At 56.7% G+C, this 22,094-nt stretch carries 17 protein-coding genes; 16 read left to right on the forward strand and 1 reads right to left on the reverse strand.

The window, feature by feature from the left end:
• Window positions 1-52: 52 nt before the first annotated feature.
• Window positions 53-925, reverse strand: coding sequence for a LysR family transcriptional regulator (locus Q0Y21_RS09065; RefSeq protein WP_297794059.1), 873 nt, complete (start codon window positions 923-925; stop codon window positions 53-55).
• A gap of 350 nt (window positions 926-1,275) precedes the next feature.
• Between Q0Y21_RS09065 and leuC the strand changes: the two genes are divergently transcribed.
• The 16 genes from leuC to Q0Y21_RS09145 all read left to right on the forward strand — a co-directional run bounded on the left by leuC (window position 1,276) and on the right by Q0Y21_RS09145 (window position 22,070).
• On the forward strand, window positions 1,276-2,694 hold the full coding sequence (gene leuC / locus Q0Y21_RS09070; protein ID WP_297794061.1) for a 3-isopropylmalate dehydratase large subunit: 1,419 nt from the start codon (window positions 1,276-1,278) through the stop codon (window positions 2,692-2,694).
• Window positions 2,695-2,710: 16 nt separating this feature from the next.
• Window positions 2,711-3,355: a 3-isopropylmalate dehydratase small subunit gene (gene leuD / locus Q0Y21_RS09075; RefSeq protein ID WP_297794064.1), complete on the forward strand. Its 645-nt coding sequence runs from the start codon at window positions 2,711-2,713 to the stop codon at window positions 3,353-3,355.
• A 9-nt stretch (window positions 3,356-3,364) separates the two neighbouring features.
• Window positions 3,365-4,438 (forward strand): 3-isopropylmalate dehydrogenase, encoded by a 1,074-nt coding sequence (leuB, locus tag Q0Y21_RS09080; RefSeq protein ID WP_297794067.1) that lies wholly within the window; start codon window positions 3,365-3,367, stop codon window positions 4,436-4,438.
• Between the two features lie 128 nt (window positions 4,439-4,566).
• The gene (asd, locus tag Q0Y21_RS09085) at window positions 4,567-5,682 is read left to right on the forward strand and encodes an aspartate-semialdehyde dehydrogenase (protein ID WP_297794070.1); all 1,116 of its coding nucleotides are present in this window, start codon (window positions 4,567-4,569) and stop codon (window positions 5,680-5,682) included.
• A 384-nt stretch (window positions 5,683-6,066) separates the two neighbouring features.
• Window positions 6,067-9,216, forward strand: coding sequence for a FimV/HubP family polar landmark protein (locus Q0Y21_RS09090; RefSeq protein ID WP_297794072.1), 3,150 nt, complete (start codon window positions 6,067-6,069; stop codon window positions 9,214-9,216).
• Between the two features lie 104 nt (window positions 9,217-9,320).
• The gene (truA, locus tag Q0Y21_RS09095; protein ID WP_297794074.1) at window positions 9,321-10,214 is read left to right on the forward strand and encodes a tRNA pseudouridine(38-40) synthase TruA; all 894 of its coding nucleotides are present in this window, start codon (window positions 9,321-9,323) and stop codon (window positions 10,212-10,214) included.
• A 10-nt stretch (window positions 10,215-10,224) separates the two neighbouring features.
• Window positions 10,225-10,854 (forward strand): phosphoribosylanthranilate isomerase, encoded by a 630-nt coding sequence (locus Q0Y21_RS09100; RefSeq protein ID WP_297794077.1) that lies wholly within the window; start codon window positions 10,225-10,227, stop codon window positions 10,852-10,854.
• The gene (trpB, locus tag Q0Y21_RS09105; protein ID WP_297794079.1) at window positions 10,841-12,055 is read left to right on the forward strand and encodes a tryptophan synthase subunit beta; all 1,215 of its coding nucleotides are present in this window, start codon (window positions 10,841-10,843) and stop codon (window positions 12,053-12,055) included. The genes Q0Y21_RS09100 and trpB overlap by 14 nt, the downstream gene beginning before the upstream one ends.
• A gap of 41 nt (window positions 12,056-12,096) precedes the next feature.
• Entirely contained in the window at window positions 12,097-12,909 is an 813-nt protein-coding gene (trpA, locus tag Q0Y21_RS09110; protein ID WP_297794082.1) for a tryptophan synthase subunit alpha, read from the forward strand.
• A 46-nt stretch (window positions 12,910-12,955) separates the two neighbouring features.
• The gene (gene accD / locus Q0Y21_RS09115) at window positions 12,956-13,882 is read left to right on the forward strand and encodes an acetyl-CoA carboxylase, carboxyltransferase subunit beta (RefSeq protein ID WP_297794085.1); all 927 of its coding nucleotides are present in this window, start codon (window positions 12,956-12,958) and stop codon (window positions 13,880-13,882) included.
• Complete coding sequence (folC, locus tag Q0Y21_RS09120; protein ID WP_297794088.1) at window positions 13,866-15,167, forward strand: bifunctional tetrahydrofolate synthase/dihydrofolate synthase; 1,302 nt, start codon at window positions 13,866-13,868, stop codon at window positions 15,165-15,167. The genes accD and folC overlap by 17 nt, the downstream gene beginning before the upstream one ends.
• A gap of 137 nt (window positions 15,168-15,304) precedes the next feature.
• Complete coding sequence (locus Q0Y21_RS09125) at window positions 15,305-15,967, forward strand: SPOR domain-containing protein (protein WP_297794091.1); 663 nt, start codon at window positions 15,305-15,307, stop codon at window positions 15,965-15,967.
• A 94-nt stretch (window positions 15,968-16,061) separates the two neighbouring features.
• The gene (locus Q0Y21_RS09130; RefSeq protein ID WP_297794093.1) at window positions 16,062-16,631 is read left to right on the forward strand and encodes a CvpA family protein; all 570 of its coding nucleotides are present in this window, start codon (window positions 16,062-16,064) and stop codon (window positions 16,629-16,631) included.
• Window positions 16,632-16,666: 35 nt separating this feature from the next.
• Window positions 16,667-18,190, forward strand: a complete 1,524-nt coding sequence (purF, locus tag Q0Y21_RS09135; protein WP_297794096.1) for an amidophosphoribosyltransferase — start codon at window positions 16,667-16,669, stop codon at window positions 18,188-18,190.
• Between the two features lie 30 nt (window positions 18,191-18,220).
• A complete protein-coding gene (locus Q0Y21_RS09140; protein WP_297794099.1) occupies window positions 18,221-19,444 on the forward strand; it encodes an O-succinylhomoserine sulfhydrylase in 1,224 nt (407 codons plus the stop codon).
• Between the two features lie 25 nt (window positions 19,445-19,469).
• Entirely contained in the window at window positions 19,470-22,070 is a 2,601-nt protein-coding gene (locus Q0Y21_RS09145) for a DNA translocase FtsK (RefSeq protein WP_297794101.1), read from the forward strand.
• Window positions 22,071-22,094: the final 24 nt, after the last annotated feature.

Here is a 22,094-nt window from a genome sequence, read left to right on the forward strand (position 1 = left end):
CCAGGATGGTTGCAATCGCAAACCGGAATGTTGTTATCGACGAAAAAACTGTTCAGGCGCCTTCCTCGGCCCTGACCACCTCAATCAGGGCTCTGGCGGCACTGCTGAGCTGACGGCCGGAAAGACCGACGGCACCGAGTACCCGCGTAACCGGGAACCCGATATCCAGACGATGGATGCTGTTATCCATCATGCTTACTGGCAGAACGCTCCAGCCAAGCCCGACGCTGGTCATCATCTTGATGGTTTCAAGATAATTGGTCGGCATCTGCGGATGCAGGGGCAAGTTGGCCTCCAGAAACAGACGGCTGACCACCCGATAGGTCGCCGTCGTGGTATCCGGCAGCAACGCCGGATGCTTCGCAAGATCCTCCAGCCTGGGCGATGCGATGCCTGCCAGCGGGTGCTCCGGCCCAACCACAAACGCCATGGGGTCGGGCCATTGTTCGTATACCATGAAATTCCCTTCCATACTGTCACTAAGTGTGACAAAGGCCAGCTCCGCGTTACGTTTGCGCATCTGCTCATAGGCTGCATCCGATTCCATGAACTGCAGGTTCAGAGACACATTCGGAAACTCCCGGCTGAACCGGCGCAGCCAGTTGGGGAGGTGGTGAAGCCCGATGTGATGACTGGCAATAATCTGCAGTTCACCCTCCACCTGCCCGGAATCCGGCGACAGTGCCACCCGGGCATTATGAATTTCATCGAGGATCTTGCGGGCATGGGGGAGTAGACGCGCTCCGGCGTCTGTGAGTCGGATTTTCCTATGGCTGCGATCGATCAGCGACGTGCCCAGCTGGTTTTCGAGTGCCGCCAGACGCTTGGAAATAGCAGGCTGCGTCAGGTGGAGGATTTCGGCGGCTTCGGAGAACGATTCCTGATCGACAATTGTTAAAAAAGCCTTTAGTGCATTTGAGTCCACGTTTTTACCCTGTTTGCCTGCTTGTTTAAGGGGAGGTCGCGTGGCGGGCAGGACCTTCCAAAACACGCCATAAATACATCCCTGTAGGCTCGGTCGCGCCATCCCTGGCGCTCCACGGTTTTGGAAGGTCCTGCCCGCCTCGCTCCCCGAACATTTTCAGTGCCTACTGCCTACTGCCGGGTGCCGGGGAGCGGATTGCTATACCAATCTGTGACCTTCACCAAAGCATAGATAATAACCGATTGGAATGCCATAGATGAAAAACATGAATTGAGGTTATCCAGGGCGGAGCGGTAAGATAGCCATATAGAGATTTATAACCAGAAACCCCCAGAGAGTGAGAGAGAACCATGGCGGGCAAGACCTTATACGACAAATTGTGGGACGATCATCTCGTCAAACAGCGGGATGACGGTTCCGCATTGATTTACATTGACCGACAGTTGCTTCACGAAGTCACTTCGCCCCAGGCATTCGAGGGACTGCGCCTCGCCGGACGTAAGCCGTGGCGGATTGATGCCAATATTGCCACGCCGGATCACAACGTACCCACCACCGACCGCGAACGCGGCGTGGAAGGCATCGTCGATCCGGTCTCCCGCATCCAGGTCGAGACCCTCGACAAGAACTGCGATGAATTCGGCATCCTCGAATTCAAGATCAAGGACCAGCGCCAGGGCATCGTCCACGTGATCGGTCCGGAGCAGGGCGCGACTCTGCCGGGCATGTCGATTGTCTGTGGTGACTCTCACACCTCCACCCATGGCGCATTCGGCTGTCTCGCGCATGGTATCGGCACCTCGGAAGTAGAGCATGTATTGGCGACCCAGTGCCTGGTGCAGCAGAAGATGAAAAACATGCTGGTTAAGGTCAACGGCAAGCTTGGGCCAGGCGTCACCGGTAAAGACGTCGTACTGGCGATTATTGGAAAGATTGGTACCGCAGGCGGTACTGGTTACGCCATCGAATTCGGTGGTGAAGCCATTCAGGATCTGAGCATGGAAGCCCGCATGACCATCTGCAACATGGCCATTGAGGCGGGTGCCCGTGTCGGTATGGTGGGCGTGGATGACACCACCATCAACTATGTCAAGGACCGCCCGTTCTCGCCCAGAGGCGATCAGTGGGACGCCGCTGTTGACTACTGGCGTACCTTGCACAGTGACGATGATGCTGTGTTCGACAAGGTTGTGGAACTTGATGGTTCGGCGATTAAACCTCAGGTCAGTTGGGGGACTTCTCCGGAAATGGTGGCCGGGGTCGACGGCAATGTCCCCGACCCGGAGAAAGAGGCAGACCCCATCAAACGCGAGGGCATCGTCCGGGCGCTTAAATACATGGGGCTCCAGCCGAACATGCCCATTACCGACATCAAGCTGGATCGCGTGTTTATTGGCTCCTGCACCAACAGTCGCATTGAGGATCTCCGTGAAGCAGCAGCGGTGGTAAAGGGGCGCAAGGTGTCGCCGACGCTCAAGCAGGCCATGGTGGTTCCCGGATCCGGGCTGGTGAAAGCGCAGGCCGAACAGGAAGGTCTGGACAAGATCTTCATTGAGGCTGGTCTGGAGTGGCGCGATCCGGGTTGCTCCATGTGTCTGGCTATGAATGCAGACAAGCTGGGGCAGGGCGAGCACTGTGCGTCTACCTCGAACCGGAACTTTGAGGGCCGTCAGGGCTTCGGTGGCCGTACCCACCTGGTCAGCCCGGCCATGGCCGCGGCAGCCGCTGTCACCGGCCATTTCATTGATGTCCGCGAATTGATGCACTGATCCACAGGAGAGAACCATGCGCGCATTTACGCAACACCAGGGCATTGTCGCCCCCATGGACCGTTCCAATGTGGATACGGACATGATCATTCCCAAGCAGTTCCTGAAATCGATCAAGCGCACTGGGTTTGGTCCCAACCTGTTCGATGAACTGCGCTATCTGGACGAAGGCAAGCCAGACCAGGATTGTTCTCAGCGGCCAATCAATCCCGACTTCGTGTTGAACCAGGACCGGTATAAAAACGCCAGCGTTCTTCTGGCCCGGGCGAACTTCGGTTGTGGGTCCAGTCGTGAGCATGCCCCCTGGGCGCTGGATGATTACGGCTTCCGGGTGATTATCGCGCCCAGTTTTGCCGATATTTTCTACAACAACTGCTTTAAGAATGGTTTGTTGCCCATTGTTTTAGAAGAGAAAGTAGTTGACCAGCTTTTCCGGGAGGCGGAAGCGCAGGAAGGTTATCAGTTGGCGGTGGATCTTGAGGCAAAAACCGTGACCACACCGTCCGGAGAATCCTTCAGCTTCGATGTGGACGATTTCCGGCGGCACTGCCTGCTTAACGGGCTGGACGACATTGGTGTCACGCTGGAAGATGCAGAGCTGATCAGGTCATACGAAGAAAGCCGCCGCAAAACGGCCCCGTGGTTATTCAAAGCAATTTAAGGAACAACTATGTCCAGAACTGTATTAATGCTGCCGGGTGACGGCATCGGCCCGGAAATCGTCGCTGAAGCTGAGAAGGTGCTCCACAAGATCAACGAAAAATTTGACCTCGGCCTGACCTTTGAGTCCGGGCTGGTTGGTGGCGCTGCCATTGATGAAACGGACAGTCCACTGCCTGACGACACCCTGGAGAAAGCCCGCAAGGCGGATGCCATTGTTCTGGGCGCCGTCGGTGGTCCCAAATGGGACAGTCTGCCGATGGCCAAACGTCCGGAAAAGGGGTTGCTGGGTCTGCGTTCCAGCCTTGAACTGTTTGCCAACCTCCGCCCGGCGATTCTCTACCCGCAGCTTGCATCCGCGTCTTCCCTGAAGCCGGAAGTGGTTTCCGGTCTGGACATCATGATCGTGCGGGAGCTGACCGGAGGCATCTATTTTGGCCAACCCCGCGGTGTGCGTGAGCTGGAAAGCGGTGAACGGCAGGGTTACAACACATACGCCTACACCGAATCGGAAATCCGTCGTATCGGTCGGGTGGCATTTGAGGCGGCGCAGCAGCGTGGCAAAAAACTGTGTTCCGTCGACAAGGCCAACGTTCTGGAGGTGACGGTTCTGTGGCGGGAAATCATGGAAGACTTGCGCCGGGAGTATCCCGACGTTGAGTTGTCCCACATGTATGTTGATAACGCAGCCATGCAGCTGGTTCGTGCCCCCAAACAATTCGACGTGATTGTGACTGGCAACATGTTTGGTGATATTCTTTCGGACGAAGCGGCTATGCTGACTGGCTCGATTGGCATGTTGCCATCGGCATCGCTGAACTCGGAAAAGCAGGGCATGTACGAGCCTTGCCACGGTTCGGCGCCGGACATTGCCGGTCAGGGCGTGGCCAATCCGCTGGCTACAATCCTCAGTGCTGCGATGATGCTGAGATACAGTCTGGGCGAGGAAAAAGCCGCTGAAAGCATCGAGGCGGCAGTCAGCAAAGTACTGGACCAGGGGCTTCGTACTGCGGACATCATGTCTGAAGGTGCGAAGAAAGTGTCCACCCGCGAAATGGGTGAGGCGGTTCTGGCGGCATTGTAAGTCGCACCCCAGGTCACAGCATTTGAGACCCGACGGCAACGGGACGCAGTTGCCGCGGGATCATCCATCCTGTCCCTGCCAGCGATAAAGGTAGAGGGCGGGCATAAAACGAGGTTCAAAGGTCGCACATGAAGCGAGTTGGACTTATTGGTTGGCGTGGCATGGTGGGCTCTGTCCTCATGCAGCGCATGCGTGAAGAAAACGATTTCGCGGATATCGAACCGGTATTCTTTACCACGTCCCAGGCCGGTAAACCGGCGCCGGATGTCGGTAAGGAAGGTGTTCCGCCCCTGCAGGACGCGTTTGATATCGATATCCTGAAAACCGTGGACGTGATCGTTACCTGTCAGGGTGGCGATTACACCGGCGAGGTCTACCAGAAACTGCGCGACGCAGGCTGGGAAGGCTACTGGATTGATGCGGCATCCACGCTGCGGATGGTGGATCATTCCGTGATTGTGCTTGACCCGGTCAACCGCAATGTCATCGACGAGGCGTTGGACAAGGGCGTCAAGGACTACATCGGCGGTAACTGCACGGTCAGTCTGATGATGCTGGCCCTCGGTGGGCTGCTGGAGCAGGACCTGATCGAGTGGGTGTCTCCTATGACCTACCAGGCGGCCTCCGGTTCCGGTGCTCAGAACATGCGCGAGTTGCTCAACCAGATGGGTGAGTTGAACAATAACGTCAAGAGTGAGCTGGACGACCCATCGTCGGCAATCCTGGAAATTGACCGTAAGGTTACCGAAACCATGCGCTCTGAAGGGTTTCCGACCGAGCACTTCCAGGTGCCCCTGGCTGGCAGTCTGATTCCGTTTATCGACAAGCAACTTGATAACGGCATGAGCAAGGAGGAATGGAAAGCGGGCGTCGAGACCAACAAGATTCTTGGTCGTTCCGATAACCCGATTCCCATCGATGGTATCTGTGTCAGGATTGGTGCCATGCGCTCCCACAGTCAGGCGCTGACCATCAAGCTCAAAAAGGACCTGCCGGTTTCCGAGATCGAGTCCATTCTGGCGAAGGCCAATGATTGGGTGAAAGTCATTCCCAATGATCGTGATGCGACCATTGAGGAGCTGACTCCGGCGAAGGTGACAGGAACTCTGAGTGTGCCTATCGGCCGTATCCGCAAACTGACCATGGGGCCGGAGTATATTTCCGCGTTCACCGTTGGGGATCAGTTACTGTGGGGCGCCGCCGAGCCGCTGCGCAGGATGCTCCGGATTCTCCAGGAGCGTTAACTGCCGTGTAACAGTTGGTATTAAATGCCAACTGTGTCCGGTTTCAGAGAACCGGGTAAGGGGCGGAGGCTGAAATCGGTCTCCGCCCCTGTTATTTTTTAACAGCGAAGTTGTCGGTGTCAGTACCTGGGTTAGGCTACTATTTCCTGTATTGATGAGGCAGATCATCGTTCGGTAACAGTAAGTTCCATACCTTTTATAAAAAAATGGTACAACGACTGAAGCTGATTGATTGATAAAAAGGGCTTTATCAACAATACTTGGCCCACTGAAAATTAATAAAATTACACAACAACTATAGAAAACCAGACGGAAGTCATCCAACCTCGTCCGATTCTGTTTGAGAAAGCAGTAACGAATAACGGAGACTGGTAAGGAAAAAGCATGAAGGTACGCAAGCTTGCGGTTGCCCTGGCTCTGGCGGGAGGGCTCGGTTCCGGTGTCGCTCAGGCCCTGGGGCTGGGTGAAATTGAACTGCAGTCCTATCTCAATGAGCCGCTTGAGGCAGATATTAATCTGCGAAAAAGCCAGGGAATTGATCCTGACGATGTATTCGTCAATATCGCCTCTGAGAACGATTATCAGAGAGTGGGTATTGATCGAAACTACTTCCTTACCAAGCTCCAGTTTGAGATTACGACCAGCAGCGACGGTAGTTTGATCGTCAATGTGTCCTCAAGAGAACCCCTTCGGGAACCGTATCTTAATTTTCTGCTGGAAGTGACCTGGCCAAGCGGTCGCTTGATGCGCGAATACTCAGTGTTGGTGGACCCTCCCGTTTACGCCGAAGAGTCGGGAATCCAGGAGCAGGTCACCGCGCCGTCCACCGGTCAGATATCTGCACCTGAATCCAGTACCAGGACTGCCCCGCGTACCGATGGCCCTGCCGCTCCGCAAACGACTGGCAGCCCCCGCACATTTGGCCCTACCGGTTCGTCCGATACGCTTTGGAAAATCGCGCAGAGCGTCCGCCCGAATGACAGCGTATCCATGCAGCAGGTGATGCTCGCCATTCAGGATCTCAATCCGAATGCGTTTATGGGCGACAACATTAACCGGCTCAAACGCGGTGAGGTGCTCCGGATTCCGGATCTGGAGCAGATTCAGCGTCGCAGTCGGTCTGAGGCTAATCGTCAGGTGGCGGTCCAGAACGACGAGTTCTCCAGCCCGACCAGAACCGTTGACGCTACGGACGCGGCAACGCCCGCGCCAGCGCCAGAAACCGGGGTGGCAGGTTCCGACAGTGCCGGCGGTGATGAGCTCAGGCTGATTACAGCGGATGAAGCCGGTGGTCGCGATAGCGAGGAAGGCGGCTCAGCCGGCGGCGATGGTCAAACGGCGGGCGGCGTTGATGCCGGATCCGCAGTCGCTATGGAGGAGCTGGAAAGCGCCCGTCGAGAGAACGAGGAGCTGAATACCCGGGTCGAAGATCTGCAGGATCAGGTGGAAACCCTGCAGCGATTGCTCGAACTGAAGAACAGTCAGCTTGCTGATATGCAGCAGATGACTGGTGAGGATGACGCTCCAGTCGCGGATCAGGAAGCTGACCAGGAAGCGGGCGAAGGTGCCATGGATGAAGAATCCATGGCAGCGGGTGACCTGACAGCCGGTCAGGACGGCGCGGAACAGCCAGACGGCGACGGTCCGGAAGGGGCAGGTGAGCCCGACGGCGTTGAGCCCGATGCGGAGATGGTTGAGTCCGCTGCTGATGAGGCGGTAGCCGAAGATAGCGAGGCGGGTGCCGATGAGGAGATGGTTGCCGGTGATGAATCTGGCATGGCTGCTCAGGATCCGTCTTCAGCGGTAGAGGACGGTGGGGAGCCGGAGGCTGAAACTCCGCCGTCGGTTGCTCCGTCAGACACAGACACTGCCGGACAACCGGCTGCGCCGGCGCAACAGCCGGCCAAGGGTTTTCCCGCGAACATTATTGATGCGATCACGAATAACACGCTGTACCAGATCGCCCTGGGTGGTGGTCTGATCCTGCTGTTGTTGTTACTGCTGCTCCTCGCTCGCCGAAGTGCCAACCGCGAGAAAGAATTCTATGACGAGTTGAACGGCGAGGAAGGTGAGTCGGATTCCTTTGATCTGAGTCTTGATGACGAAGGTAAGGGCGAGGTTGCCGCAGATGATCCCATGGCGGAGGCGGAAACCTACATCGCCTACGGTCAGGAAGACAAAGCTGTACAGACACTGGAGACAGCGATTTCCCACGAGCCCAGTCGTACTGACCTGAGGCTGATGTTGCTGGGCGTTTATGCTGATGCTCAGAACCGGGACTCTTTTGAGAAGCAGTTCCGGGAGATTGAAGCGCTGGAGGATGACAGTGCAATCAGGGAAGCCGGTGCGCTGCGTGAAAAACTCGAAGATGCGGAGGCTACGCCCAGCATTGATGATCTGGAATCCCAGTTGCGTTCCGATTCCTTCGAGCAGAACGTTGAGTCTCGCAATGATCAGGCCGAATCCAGCCAGCCGGAGCAACCTGCGGATGAGCTAGAGGATTTGGACGTTGATTTCTCTGACCTCGAAATAACCGATTCGTTGGACCAGGATTCCGCAGTCGAAGAGGATAAGGCTGAGGCTGAGGCCGAATCCGACAGTGGTATGGTTGAGTACGACCTGTCTGGCCTGGAAGAATCCACTGATGACTCTGCCTCTGATTTCGAGACCCGTGAGGAGGACGAGGCGTTGGACTTCGATCTTGAGAAGTCTGATGACGATACCGCTGATGACCTGGCTGACGAACTGTCGCTTGAGGACTTCGAAAGTCTTGAGACCGATTTCACCACGGATGACTCTTCAGAGCAGGCAAAGGAGTCGGCGTCGTTTGAGGAATCCTCCGAGGAGAAAGAGCCGGAAGATGAAGGGCTTGGAGATCTTGATGAGTCGTTCCTGGATGAGCTGGACGCAGAGCTGGATAAGGTTGCCGGTGAATCCGAGGACGACGAATCCCTGACCAGCGAAGAGTCCGGACTCGACGATCTGGAGTTGGACGTCTCCGATGAAGACTTGGCGCTGATGGAAGAGTTTGCGGATTCCGAGGACACTGATACGACCGAAACCCCGGAGCCCCCCCCAGAGCTTGATGAGGAGCTTGACCTGGAGGATTCGCTGATGGACAAGGACAGTGAGACGCCGGAGGAGCTGGCATCTGCTGAAGAGAGCCTGGAGGCCGCTGAAGGGCGGGAAGAGGAGTTGCCGGACCTTGGCGATTCCGATGAAACCGCTGAAACTGCTGCCCCGGAGGAATCGCCCGCTGAGAGTGACATGGAGCCACCTGTGGCTTCTGACTCGCTGGATTCCAGTGCCAGAAAATCTGCCGCTGATGACATTAATGAGTCCGATCTTGGCGACGATGATGATTTTGATTTCCTCGCAGGCACTGACGAGGCGGCCACCAAGCTTGACCTTGCCAGAGCCTATATTGAGATGGGGGATATGGACGGCGCTCGTGATATCCTCGAAGAAGTAGCGCTGGAAGGAGATGATGAGCAGAAGGCCGAGGCACAGGATCTCCTTAAAAATCTGTCCTGATTCGTTATAATCAGGTTTATCGAACCCAGAACGCCGACTCTCGGGACAGTGTCCCGGTCACAGTCGGCGTTTTGTTTTGTTATACCGGTTAGTCGGATTATCACTTGTTCCTGAACCCTCAAGCACTTACCACTGAAAACGCCATTGGCAATGGTCGCGTCGTACTGGCTTTTGAATACGACGGGCGCTCCTTCCACGGCTGGCAGTTGCAGAAATCCGGTGTACGATCAGTCGAGGCTGAGTTGGCCAGGGCGGTTTCAAAAGTCGCCGATCACGAGGTCGACCTGGTATGTGCGGGACGGACCGATGCTGGTGTCCATGCCAGCTATCAGATCGCGCATTTCGACACCTCGTCGGTACGCAACCTGCGGTCGTGGGTGATGGGCATCAATACGGCGCTGCCTGACGATATAGCCGTACACTGGGCGGGCAATGGTGTTGGCGATTTTCATGCCCGTTTTTCAGCCACCTATCGCCGCTACCGTTACGTAATCTATAACCATCCGGTCAGGCCAGGCATTCAACGAGGGCAAGTCAGCTGGACGTTCCGCCCGCTGGATGCGGAGAGGATGAATGAGGCGGCGCAGTTTCTGCGGGGTGAGCACGACTTCTCATCGTTTCGGGCGGCAGGATGCCAGTCACGTAGCCCCAACCGCTTTATGGAGCACATCCAGGTAAGCCGAAAAGGCGAGTTTGTCGTAATAGATGTACAGGCCAATGCATTCCTGCATCATATGGTAAGGAATATGGCCGGGGCCTTGATGGCGGTTGGTACCGGGAAGCGACCCGTCGACTGGATTCGTGAGATACTGGGGGCCAGGGACCGCACGGTGGCGGGGGTTACCGCCCCGGCGTTCGGATTGTATCTGGTGGATGTAGGGTACCCCGAGCGATTCGGGATACCGCCAGCGCTTTGTGGTCCAGGGTTTCTCCGTCCCTGGTTTGATCTCGGGGACAACTCGCCACGGCAGCCCACGTGGACACACCGAACTAACTGACTCAAGGCCTATGAGAACCCGAGTAAAAATCTGTGGCATAACCCGACCCGAAGATGTTCGAGCTGCTGCACAGGCAGGCGCGGATGCACTGGGCTTCGTATTCTATGAGCCCAGCCCCCGGTCCGTAAGCCCAGCGTCGGCAAAGGAGCTTGTGTCGCTCCTGCCAGCGTTTTCCGGGGCGGTAGGGCTGTTTGTGAATCCGGAACGGGAGTGGGTTGAGCAGGTTCTGAGCTCTGTTCCTCTTGATCTCCTTCAGTTCCATGGCGATGAATCGCCGGAGTTCTGTGCCAGCTTCGGCAGGCGTTGGATCAAGGCGGTTCGTGTTCGTCAGGCCGGTGATATTGAGGCCGCGTATGAGCGCTATCGTAACGCCAGCGGATTGTTGGTCGACGCCTGGGATCCCCAGCGTTATGGCGGCACTGGTAAAAGCTTCAACTGGTCATTGATTCCGACCAGTCGCCCGCTACCACTGATATTGGCCGGCGGGCTGGCATCTGATAATGTTGCCAGCGCCGTAGAGCAGGTTAGGCCCTGGGCTGTGGATGTCAGTGGGGGCGTGGAGAGCAGCAAGGGCGTGAAAGACAGCGCAAAAATTTCCGACTTTATAAACGAGGTTCACCGTGTCGATGAAACTGACTGAAGAAATGCTAAGCGCACTTCCGGATGCACGGGGTCACTTCGGTGCCTACGGCGGACGGTTTGTGTCGGAAACCCTGATGGATTCCCTGATGACGCTGGAAAAAGAATACCTGCGTCTTAAGAACGACCCTGAATTTCAAAAAACGTTTGATGAGGATCTTGCGAACTACGTGGGCCGCCCCAGCCCCCTGTATTTTGCCGAGCGCCTCACCCGGGAAACCGGCGGTGCCCAGATCTGGCTCAAGCGGGAAGACTTGAACCATACTGGCGCCCACAAGGTTAACAACACTATTGGTCAGGCACTGCTGGCGAGCTTCCTTGGGAAAAAGCGGGTCATTGCCGAAACCGGTGCTGGCCAGCATGGCGTTGCAACGGCCACGGTATGCGCACGGCTGGGGCTGGAGTGTCATGTGTTCATGGGGGCAGAAGACGTCAAGCGTCAGTCCCTGAATGTGTATCGGATGAAACTTTTGGGCGCCGAGGTCCACTCGGTACAAAGCGGCACCAAGACGCTGAAGGATGCCATGAACGATGCCATGCGTGACTGGGTGGCCAACGTTGATGATACTTTCTACATCATCGGTACGGTGGCCGGTCCGCATCCTTATCCGTTACTGGTGCGGGATTTCCAGTCGGTGATTGGTCGGGAAACTCGCCGTCAATCGCTCGAGCAGGCTGGAAAGCTCCCGGATGCGCTGGTCGCATGCGTGGGTGGCGGTTCTAACGCCATTGGCATGTTCTATCCGTTCCTCACGGATGAGAGTGTGCAGATGTACGGCGTAGAGGCTGGTGGTCTGGGTATCGACTCCGGCCAGCATGCGGCACCGCTGTGCGCGGGCCGTCCGGGGGTACTCCATGGTAACCGGACCTACCTGATGGAAGACGAGAACGGCCAGATTGCCAGTACCCACTCCGTGAGTGCAGGCCTTGATTACCCGGGCGTTGGCCCTGAGCACAGCTGGCTGAAAGACATCGGTCGCGCCCAGTATGTATCGGTGACGGATGACGAAGCCCTGGATGGCTTCCGCAAGCTTACCCGGGTTGAAGGCATAATGCCCGCCCTGGAAACCGCACACGCTGTCGCCTATGCCCTGAAGCTGGCGCCAACGATGGACAAAGATCAGGTCATCGTGATTAATATCTCAGGCCGTGGCGATAAGGATATACACACCATCGCCCAATTGGATGGCATTGAAGTCTGATCAACCGGTAAACAATCAGCGTACAAGACACAGGAGCAGGCATGAGTCGAATTGAAGGGGTGCTCAAGTCCCTGAAAGGGCAGGGACGCAAGGCGTTGATCCCTTACATTACGGCGGGCGATCCGCACCCGGACCAAACCGTTGGTCTGATGCATACCCTCGTAGAGGCGGGTGCGGATATTATTGAACTGGGTGTGCCGTTCTCCGATCCCATGGCGGATGGCCCGGTGATTCAGATGGCCTGTGAAAGGGCTCTGAAGCACGGTACTTCCCTGCGCCAGGTGATCGCTATGATCAAGCAGTTCAGGGAAACCGATGACACCACGCCTGTGGTTTTGATGGGCTACCTGAACCCGATGGAAGCCATGGGATACGAAGCCTTTGCGGATGCAGCGGCGGATGCCGGTGTTGACGGTATCCTCACTGTGGATCTTCCTCCCGAGGAGGCAGATGAGGTTGCGCCGTTGTTCACCGCCCGTAATCTGGATGCCATTTTCCTGCTGGCCCCCACCACCACGGATGACCGTATTCGTTCAATCAGTGAGCACTCCTCCGGGTATGTGTACTATGTTTCATTCAAGGGTATTACCGGTGCTGGCAAAATAGACGTGGACGAAGTGGCTTCGAGGGTCGCCCACATTCATGAAATCACCGCACTGCCGGTCGGCGTCGGTTTTGGTATTCGTGATGCGGAAACCGCGGCAGCAGTCGGGCGGGTATCCGATGGTGTAATTGTTGGCAGCGTATTGGTCGATACAATAGCCCGAAACCAGGCAGATTCTGATCAGCTGAAACGGGCTCTGACGGATCTGCTCCACCCGATGCGAGAAGCACTGGACGGCCTGGCTTCCTGATTTTCAGGAAAACAGGCGGGCAGGCATCAAAGGACAGGATGAGAACATGAGTAACTGGCTGGACAAAATCATGCCGAGCAAGATCCGCTCGGAATCCAAGCAGCGTACTGGCGTACCTGAAGGTTTGTGGAAGAAGTGCCCCAAATGCGGTGCCTTCCTGTACAAGCCTGAGCTTGAGAAGAATCTGGATGTCTGCCCCAAATGTAATCATCATCTCAGGGTGAACGCCCGTCGCAGACTGGATATCTTCCTGGATGCCGATGGCCGCGAAGAAATTGCGGCAGATCTGGAGCCCTGGGATCGGCTCAAATTCAAGGACAGCAAGCGCTACAAGGACCGTCTCGCTCACGCTCAGAAGGCGACGGGCGAGAAGGACGCCCTGGTTGCCATGAAGGGTACTACTCTTGGGCTGCCTCTGGTGGCGTGTGCCTTTGAGTTCAATTTCCTCGGCGGCTCCATGGGGCAGGTTGTCGGCGAAAAATTCGTGCAGGCGGCGAATGTCTGCCTGGAGGAACGAATTCCCCTGGTCTGTTTTTCTGCCAGTGGGGGGGCGCGCATGCAGGAAGCGATACTCTCCCTGATGCAAATGTCGAAAACTGCGGCAGTGCTTGAGCGCATGAAGCAGGAAGGTATCCCCTATATTTCGGTCATGACCGATCCCGTATTCGGCGGGGTATCCGCGAGTCTGGCCATGCTGGGTGACCTCAATATCGCCGAGCCCAATGCGCTGATCGGGTTTGCCGGTCCCCGGGTCATTGAGCAAACCGTTCGGGAAAAATTGCCGGAAGGTTTCCAGCGCAGTGAATTTCTGCTGGAGCACGGAGCCATCGACATGATTCTTCATCGCCACCAGATGCGTGAGCGCATCACCCATGTGCTGGCGAAGTTTACAGGGCAGGAAAAGCCGGCGAGCGAAGATCCGATAGAGTTTGAAGTCAGCGAAAGACCGGAAACCGATGCCCCCGAAAACTGATCATGTATCCCGGCACCCGGAAGCTCCGGGTGCCGGAGCCACACTGGACCAGTGGCTTTCCTACCTCGAATCGATTCACCCCGCAGAAATTGATCTTGGCCTTGATCGCGTTCTGATGGTGCTGCGGCGGCTTTTTCCGCGCAAACCGAAGGGGCGGATTATCACCGTGGCCGGCACCAATGGAAAGGGCAGCGCCGTTGCCTGCCTCGAGGCCTTGTTGATGGCAGCGGGGCGGACGACCGGCGCCTATACCTCACCACATCTCCAACGATATAACGAACGGGTGCGGGTGAATGGCAAGGACGTTGCGGATGGGGAACTGATTGCTGCTTTCCGTGAGGTGGAGGCCGCCCGAAGGGGCGTCACGCTGACGTACTTCGAGTTTGGCACTCTTGCCGCTTTCGTGTTGTTGGCCGGAGCCGGTGTTGAGGACTGGATTCTGGAGGTTGGACTCGGCGGGCGTCTGGATGCGGTAAATGTGCTTGACCCTGACCTGGCGATTATAACTTCAGTGGATATCGACCATGTTGCCTTTCTCGGCAATGACCGGGAGATTATCGGCTTCGAAAAAGCGGGCATACTCAGGCCCGGGATTCCGGCCATCTACGCGGATACCGATCCACCACGGTCCGTCCTGCAGCAGGTAGCAGCACAACGTGTACCACTGCAGCGGCTGGATGAAACCTATTATGTGGCTGACTCAGGCGAGGAAGTGACCCTTCGCTTCGAAAGCGACGGTCTGGTTGTGTCACTCCCTACAGTGCCGTTACCAGTAAACAGCGTTGCTGCGGCAGTGGTTGCCTTTCGGGAGCTCGAGCCGGAGCTGTCGCTTGATTCGGTAGCCCAGGTGATTGCACGGGTCCGTGCTCCAGGGCGATTCGAGAAATTGGGCAGCCATCCCGCAGTGTACGCGGATGTCGGTCATAATCCCCACGCCGCCCGTTGGCTCGCGGGCCGCCTTGAGGCCATAAAGGCGTCCACAGGGCGGTTGATTGCAGTATACGGAGCGCTCTCGGACAAAGATGTTGAGGGGGTTGTACAGGCTATGTCGTCAGTGGTTGATCAATGGTATCTGGGTGGTCTGGACTGCCCCCGGGGGCTTGCAGTTGGTGAGCTTGGGGAGCGAGTTGCGTCATCCAATCCCGGATTGGATATCACTAACTGCGATACTGTATCCGATGCCCTGCAGTTGGCGCTGAATAACGCTAATCCTGATGACCTGATCATTGCCTTCGGATCCTTCTTTACCGTAGCGGAGGTTCGTCGATTTTTGTTGGCGGAATAACTGGAAGGTGACAGTTCAGTCTTAAAGTTTGGTCATGCCCGGGGAGAGCCTTTGAGTTATCGGTAGCAGGCAGTTAGTATCTGGCCTGATTGCCAACAACCATCGCCGCCAGTGAGATAAACAGGGGACATCAAGACGTGGACGGACTGAAGCAAAGAATAATCGGAGCATTGGTGCTGATTTCTCTCGCGGTTATTTTTGTGCCAATGCTATTTGATGAACCCCATTCTGAACGTACTTCCAGTTCGATTAACATCCCGGAGGAGCCGCCATTCCCGGAAGTTGATGCGCCCGAGCCGCCCGCTGCGGATGCTCCGGCCTATCGCCTGGAGGAATCCGGCGAGCCTGAGCCAGTGTCTGACTCAGATGCCCAACGCCAGGTACAGCGTGTTGACGAACCGCAAGAGCCCGTTTCCCGATCAGAACCTGAGCCGGAGTCCCCGACAGAAACGTCAGAGCCAGTAGAGCAGCCCGTGGCGCAGGAGCCCGAACCCGAGCGCGAACAGCCGGTTCAGGAAAGTAGCCAGCAGGTAGATTCTGCCGAATACGCCGGTTCACTCGATGGCGCCTGGGTGGTTCAGCTTGGCAGCTTTGGCAGTGCCGATAATGCCCGCAACCTTCGCAACAAGGTTCGCGATCAGGGCTACAACTCCCACCTCCAGAAAATCCAGCGTGGCGATACAACCCTGACCAGGGTTTTCAGTGGGCCGTTTGCTGAGAAAGCCGAGGCTGAGCGGGCCAAGCGGGCGCTGGATCGAGAATTCGGTCTGAACAGCCTGGTGACCAGCGGAGGCAAATAAGGTCTCCGGCCGAACGTATAATGGAAAACCGGCGGTTTGGTACGGGGGCGTTTCCTGTTAGAATTCGCGCTTCAATATCACCACCGGGTTTTCCATGGAAGCGCTGATCTGGATTGACTGGGTCATCATTGCCCTAATTTCCGTATCCACTCTTATCAGCCTCAAGCGGGGCTTTGTTAAAGAAGCTCTCTCGCTTGTCACTTGGGTCGGCGCGTTCATTATCGCGCGGACGTTTCATCCCCAGATGCAATCTTTGCTGGAAAGTACTGTCGAAACCCCACTGGTTCGGCTGGTGGCGGCGTTTGCAATACTGTTTTTTGGCACACTGATCATTGGTGCCATTATTAATAACATGATTGGCCATCTTGTCCGCGCCACCGGACTGTCCGCCACTGACCGTGTGCTGGGTATGGGATTTGGCCTGCTTCGAGGTTTGGTGGTGGTGATTGTGGGGATAGCGTTCACCCGTTATACCCCACTGGCTCAGGACACCTGGTGGAGAACCTCCATCATGATTGATCGGCTGGCCGTCGTGGAAGACTGGTCCAGACGTACTCTTGGGGATGAATTTGCCCGATTCCTGGGGCCGGCAGACGAGGGCGCTGCCAGTCCCAATGAACTTCAGCAGAAAGAAGGCGTGGAACCCGTTTCCGCGTCCCGTTAACATTCAGTTATAACGCTTCGGAGATTACCGTATCCATGTGTGGCATTGTCGGCATAGTCAGTACTTCCAACGTGAATCAGACGCTTTATGATGCGCTGACCGTTTTACAGCACCGGGGCCAGGATGCGGCGGGCATTGTTACGTTTCAGAATGATCGGTTTAACCTTCGCAAGGACAACGGGTTGGTGCGGGATGTGTTCCACACCCGACATATGCGCCGTCTGGTCGGTAATGTCGGAATAGGGCATGTGCGGTACCCGACTGCCGGCAGCTCGAGCTCAGCCGAAGCCCAGCCCTTCTATGTCAACAGTCCGTACGGCATCACCCTGGCTCACAATGGTAACCTTACCAACGCCGACGATCTTAGCAAGGATCTGTTCCGTACTGATCTGCGCCACATCAATACCAACTCGGATTCCGAAGTCCTGCTGAACGTGTTTGCCCACGAACTGCAGAAGCTGGGCAAGCTTGACCCCACCAAGGATGAAATCTTCTCGGCGGTGCGTGCGGTGCACAAGCGTTGTCGTGGTGCCTATGCTGTCATTGCCATGATCACCGGGTACGGGATCGTGGGCTTCCGTGACCCCAATGGCATTCGTCCGGCCTGTTACGGTGTGCGCGAAACCGACGATGGCAAGGAATACATGATCGCCTCCGAGAGTGTGGCGCTGAGTGCTGCCGGGTTCACTCTGGTGAGGGACATTGCACCGGGCGAAGCAGTCTATATTGAGACCGACGGTACCCTGTACACCGAACAGTGTTCAGAGAAGGCACACCTGTACCCCTGTATTTTCGAGCACGTTTATTTTGCCCGTCCGGACTCGATCATCGATAAGGTGTCGGTCTACAAGGCACGGCTGCGGATGGGGGAAACCCTGGCGGAAAAAGTCCTGAGGGAGCGCCCTGAGCACGATATTGACGTCGTGATGCCAATCCCGGACACCAGCCGGACATCTGCCATGCAGATGGCTCATCTGCTTGGGGTCAAATTCCGCGAGGGGTTCATCAAAAACCGTTATATTGGCCGGACGTTCATCATGCCTGGCCAGAAAATGCGCAAAAAGTCGGTTCGCCAGAAGCTCAACCCCATCGATCTGGAGTTCCGGGGCAAGAACGTCATGCTGGTGGATGATTCCATTGTTCGCGGTACAACCTGTAAAGAAATTGTACAGATGGCCAGGGACGCTGGTGCCCGTAACGTGTATTTTGCATCGGCTGCGCCTCCCGTTCGGTATCCGAATGTTTACGGAATCGACATGCCGTCGGCCAGCGAGCTCATAGCCCATGACCGTACCGAGGACGAGATCCGTGATCTGATCGGTGCTGATTGGCTCCTGTACCAGGACCTGGGTGACCTGATTACCTGTGTCAGCGATGTAAACCCTGATATTGAAGGCTGGGAATGTTCCGTGTTCACAGGCGAATATGTCACGGGGGATGTTGACGAAGCCTACCTGAGCAAGCTGGAAGCCATGCGGAACGACGAGAATCGCTTCCAGGCAGCGGGAGCGGACCCGGCCGATAACGGCATCATTGATCTGTACAACGATGAAGATTAACTGCCACCCCGCCAATAGCAGGAGCGAACCATGACATTTTGCCGCGATGAACAGGTCTGGATTCCCGAATCGGATCTCGAAGGCATGTCAGTCGACACACTGGCGGTGCGCGCGGGGCAGATCCGCACTGGTCAGTTGGAGCACAGCGACCCGATCTTTCCGACATCGAGCTTTGTCTATGGCAGTGCGGCCCAGGCTGCCGCTCGGTTTGGCGGGGAAGAGCCGGGGAACATCTATTCCAGGTTCACCAACCCGACAGTGCAGGCGTTTGAGAGGCGTATTGCTGCGATGGAGGGTGGTGAGCGGGCTGTCGCCACGTCGTCCGGCATGGCCGCGATCCTCAGTACCTGCATGGCGCTGCTGCAGTCCGGTGATCATGTGATTTGTTCCCGTGGTGTTTTCGGAACAACCAACGTGCTGCTCCAGAAGTACATGGCCAGGTTCGGTGTCGAGACAACGTTCGTCAATCTAACCGATATGGCGCAATGGGAAGCCGCTGTCCGACCGGAAACCCGGATGTTGTTCATTGAAACGCCATCCAATCCACTGTGCGAGATTGCCGATATGAGGGCACTGGCGAACCTTGCCCAAGACAATGACGCCCTGTTTGTCGTGGATAACTGTTTCTGCACGCCGGTATTACAGCGCCCCTTTGAGCATGGTGCTGATGTCGTCATCCATTCGGCCACCAAGTATCTGGATGGTCAGGGTCGCTGTGTCGGCGGTGTCGTGGTCGGATCAGACAAACTGATGGAAGAGGTATACGGGTTCCTGCGTTCTGCCGGCCCCACCATGAGCCCGTTTAATGCGTGGGTGTTCCTTAAGGGATTGGAAACCTTACCAATCCGTATGCGAGCCCATTGCGACAATGCGTTAGAGTTGGCGCAGTGGTTGGAACAGCAGCCGGCCGTTGCCGAGGTGTTTTATGCAGGGCTGAGCAGCCATCCCCAGCATGAGCTGGCCAGGCAGCAACAGAAAGGCTTCGGTGGCGTCTTGTCGTTCCGCCTTAAAGGGGGCAGGGAAGAGGCCTGGGCCTTTATCGACGGTACACGGATGATTTCCATTACGGCCAACCTGGGAGATGTCAAAACGACCATTACCCACCCGGCCACTACCACCCACGGGCGGTTATCCCCTGAAGACAAGGCTCAGGCCGGGATAACAGAGAACCTGGTCCGATTGTCGGTAGGCATAGAAGCGGTCGAGGACCTGAAGATCGATCTTGAGCGCGGTTTCAGGGCCCTTGAAAAATAACAGCAACGGAAACGTCTGAGTATTCATGGCAGAGTCTGCAAAAGCGCAAAAGTCACGGGAACTGACCGATAAACAGCAGCGATTTCGTCGTCTGGCTGCCCAGGGCAGCCGTGAGGGTGCCGTTATTGCCCTGATTGCCCTGTGTATATACATGGCGATGGCGTTGGTAACGTTTAACCCAATGGATCCGGGCTGGGCAAGCATTGGGCATGAAACCAGTGTGCAGAACTATGCCGGTCGCACGGGGGCCTGGATTGCCAGTCTGCTAATGGACTTCTTTGGTCATGTGGCCTTCCTGTTTCCGTTGATGATTGCCGGCTACGCAGTAATGTTGATCCGCCGTCGTAATGATCCGCTGGATTTGCACTGGCCGTTACTGATGATGCGTTTTGGCGGTTTCCTGCTGATTCTGCTGTCGTCGACCAGCCTGTTGTCACTCTATTCCGTGTTCGGGCTTGGCGTTTCCTCCGGTGGGGTTCTGGGAGCCGCCGTATCCGAAGCGATGGTTCGGTTTTTCAACCTGCCGGCGACAACCCTTCTGCTTATTGCGATATTCCTGTTTGCACTCACGGTAACCACGGGTCTGTCGTGGTTCTGGCTGATGGACCAGGTAGGGCTGAACACCATTCGTTTCGGCACCTGGTTGAAAAACCTGTTCAGCGCGGTTGGTAAGCAGGAAAAAACGCAGAAGCCGCAGAAGCCGGAGCCAGCGGCGAAGAAGCAGCCTGAACCACCGGTGGTAAAGGATCGGATTGGTGGCGATGGCGCGGCGAAGAAAGCCGCTGGAGAGCGCTGGTGGCATAAAATTCCCGGACTTGCTCCCAAGAAAGCGGGACCCGGGGCTGACAACGGCAGGACGGACCGTCGTGAGCCGGCGATTGATGGCTTTGAGTCTCCCCAGGATCCGGAACCTGCCCGGCTTGAGAGCTTCAGTTCACGGGATGATGTGGCGGAGCCGGTGGAGCCACCCTCCGTTAATGGTACCCGGAGAAAAGAAAAGGCCGAGCCCAAGGGAGCGGTCTCCCGGGCGTTGAAAATCTCGCCATTCAAGCGCGACGAGCCTGCCAGGAACGATAAGAACAGCAAGGGGAGTCAACCATCCTTGCTTGAGGACGTGGAGAGCCCGATTCCGCCGATCTCTTTGTTGGACCCGCCTGAGGAACATAAGGAAAAGGGCTACTCGGAAGAATCCCTTGAGCACATGTCCCGGTTGCTGGAGGAGAAACTGGCGGACTTTGGCGTTTCCGTGGAGGTCGTTGAAGTCAATCCGGGGCCGGTGATTACGCGCTTTGAGATCAAACCGGCACCTGGCGTCAAAGTCAGCAAAATTTCCAACCTCGCCAAAGACCTTGCCCGCTCCCTTGCGGTGCTGAGTGTCCGGGTTGTGGAAGTTATTCCGGGCAAATCCGTTGTCGGGATCGAGATTCCCAACGAAGAGCGCGAGATGGTGCGTCTGAGTGAAGTGCTGAGTGCCCGGGTGTTTACGGAGTCCTCCTCAGCTCTCACTTTGGCGTTGGGTAACGACATCGGCGGCAATCCAATGGTCGCCAATCTGGCCAAGATGCCGCACCTGTTGGTGGCGGGTACCACGGGTTCCGGTAAATCCGTCGGCGTGAACGCCATGCTGTTGAGCATGCTGCTGAAAGCCACACCGGATGAAGTCCGCTTTATCATGGTCGACCCGAAAATGCTGGAACTCAGCATTTACGATGGTATTCCGCACCTGTTGGCGCCGGTGGTGACGGATATGAAAGAGGCCGCCAACGCCCTGCGCTGGTGTGTGGCTGAAATGGAACGCCGTTATCGGCTGATGGCCAGCCTCGGAGTCCGCAACCTTGCCGGCTACAATCGCAAGATCCGGGACGCTGCGGCGGCCGGCGAACCGATTCTGGACCCGCTCTGGAAACCGGATGAATACCTGGCCAACGATGAGCAGGACCGGCCTGAACTGGAAACCCTGCCGTTTATTGTGGTGGTAATCGACGAATTCGCCGACATGATGATGATCGTCGGCAAGAAGGTGGAAGAATTGATTGCCCGGATCGCTCAGAAGGCGAGGGCGGCAGGTATTCACCTGATACTGGCAACCCAGCGACCTTCGGTGGATGTCATCACCGGCCTGATCAAGGCCAACATCCCGACCCGTATGTCGTTCCAGGTGTCCTCCAAGATCGATTCGCGGACGGTACTGGACCAGGGCGGCGCGGAGCAGCTACTGGGCCACGGTGACATGCTGTACCTGCCACCCGGGTCGGGCCTCCCGGTTCGGGTTCATGGCGCTTTTGTGGACGACGACGAGGTTCACCGGGTGGTCAGTGCCTGGAAAGCACGAGGCGAACCGGTGTATGTGGACGACGTATTGAACGGTGCCGAGGGGGAGAACCTGCCCGGGGTGCCGACGCTGACCGAAGGCGGCGGCGAGGACGGCGATGCCCTGTATGACGAAGCTGTGGCGTTTGTGACCGAAGGGCGGAGGGTCTCGATCTCTTCCGTTCAGCGTAAATTCAAGATCGGGTACAACCGGGCGGCAAACCTGGTTGATGCCATGGAAGCATCGGGTGTGGTCAGTGCCGCCGGCCATAATGGCGCGCGGGAAGTGCTGGCACCGCCACCACCAAGAGACTAGGAGTTAGCTGACGATGAAACAACT

The sequence above is a fragment of the uncultured Marinobacter sp. genome (genome assembly GCF_947259545.1).
Taxonomy (GTDB): domain Bacteria; phylum Pseudomonadota; class Gammaproteobacteria; order Pseudomonadales; family Oleiphilaceae; genus Marinobacter.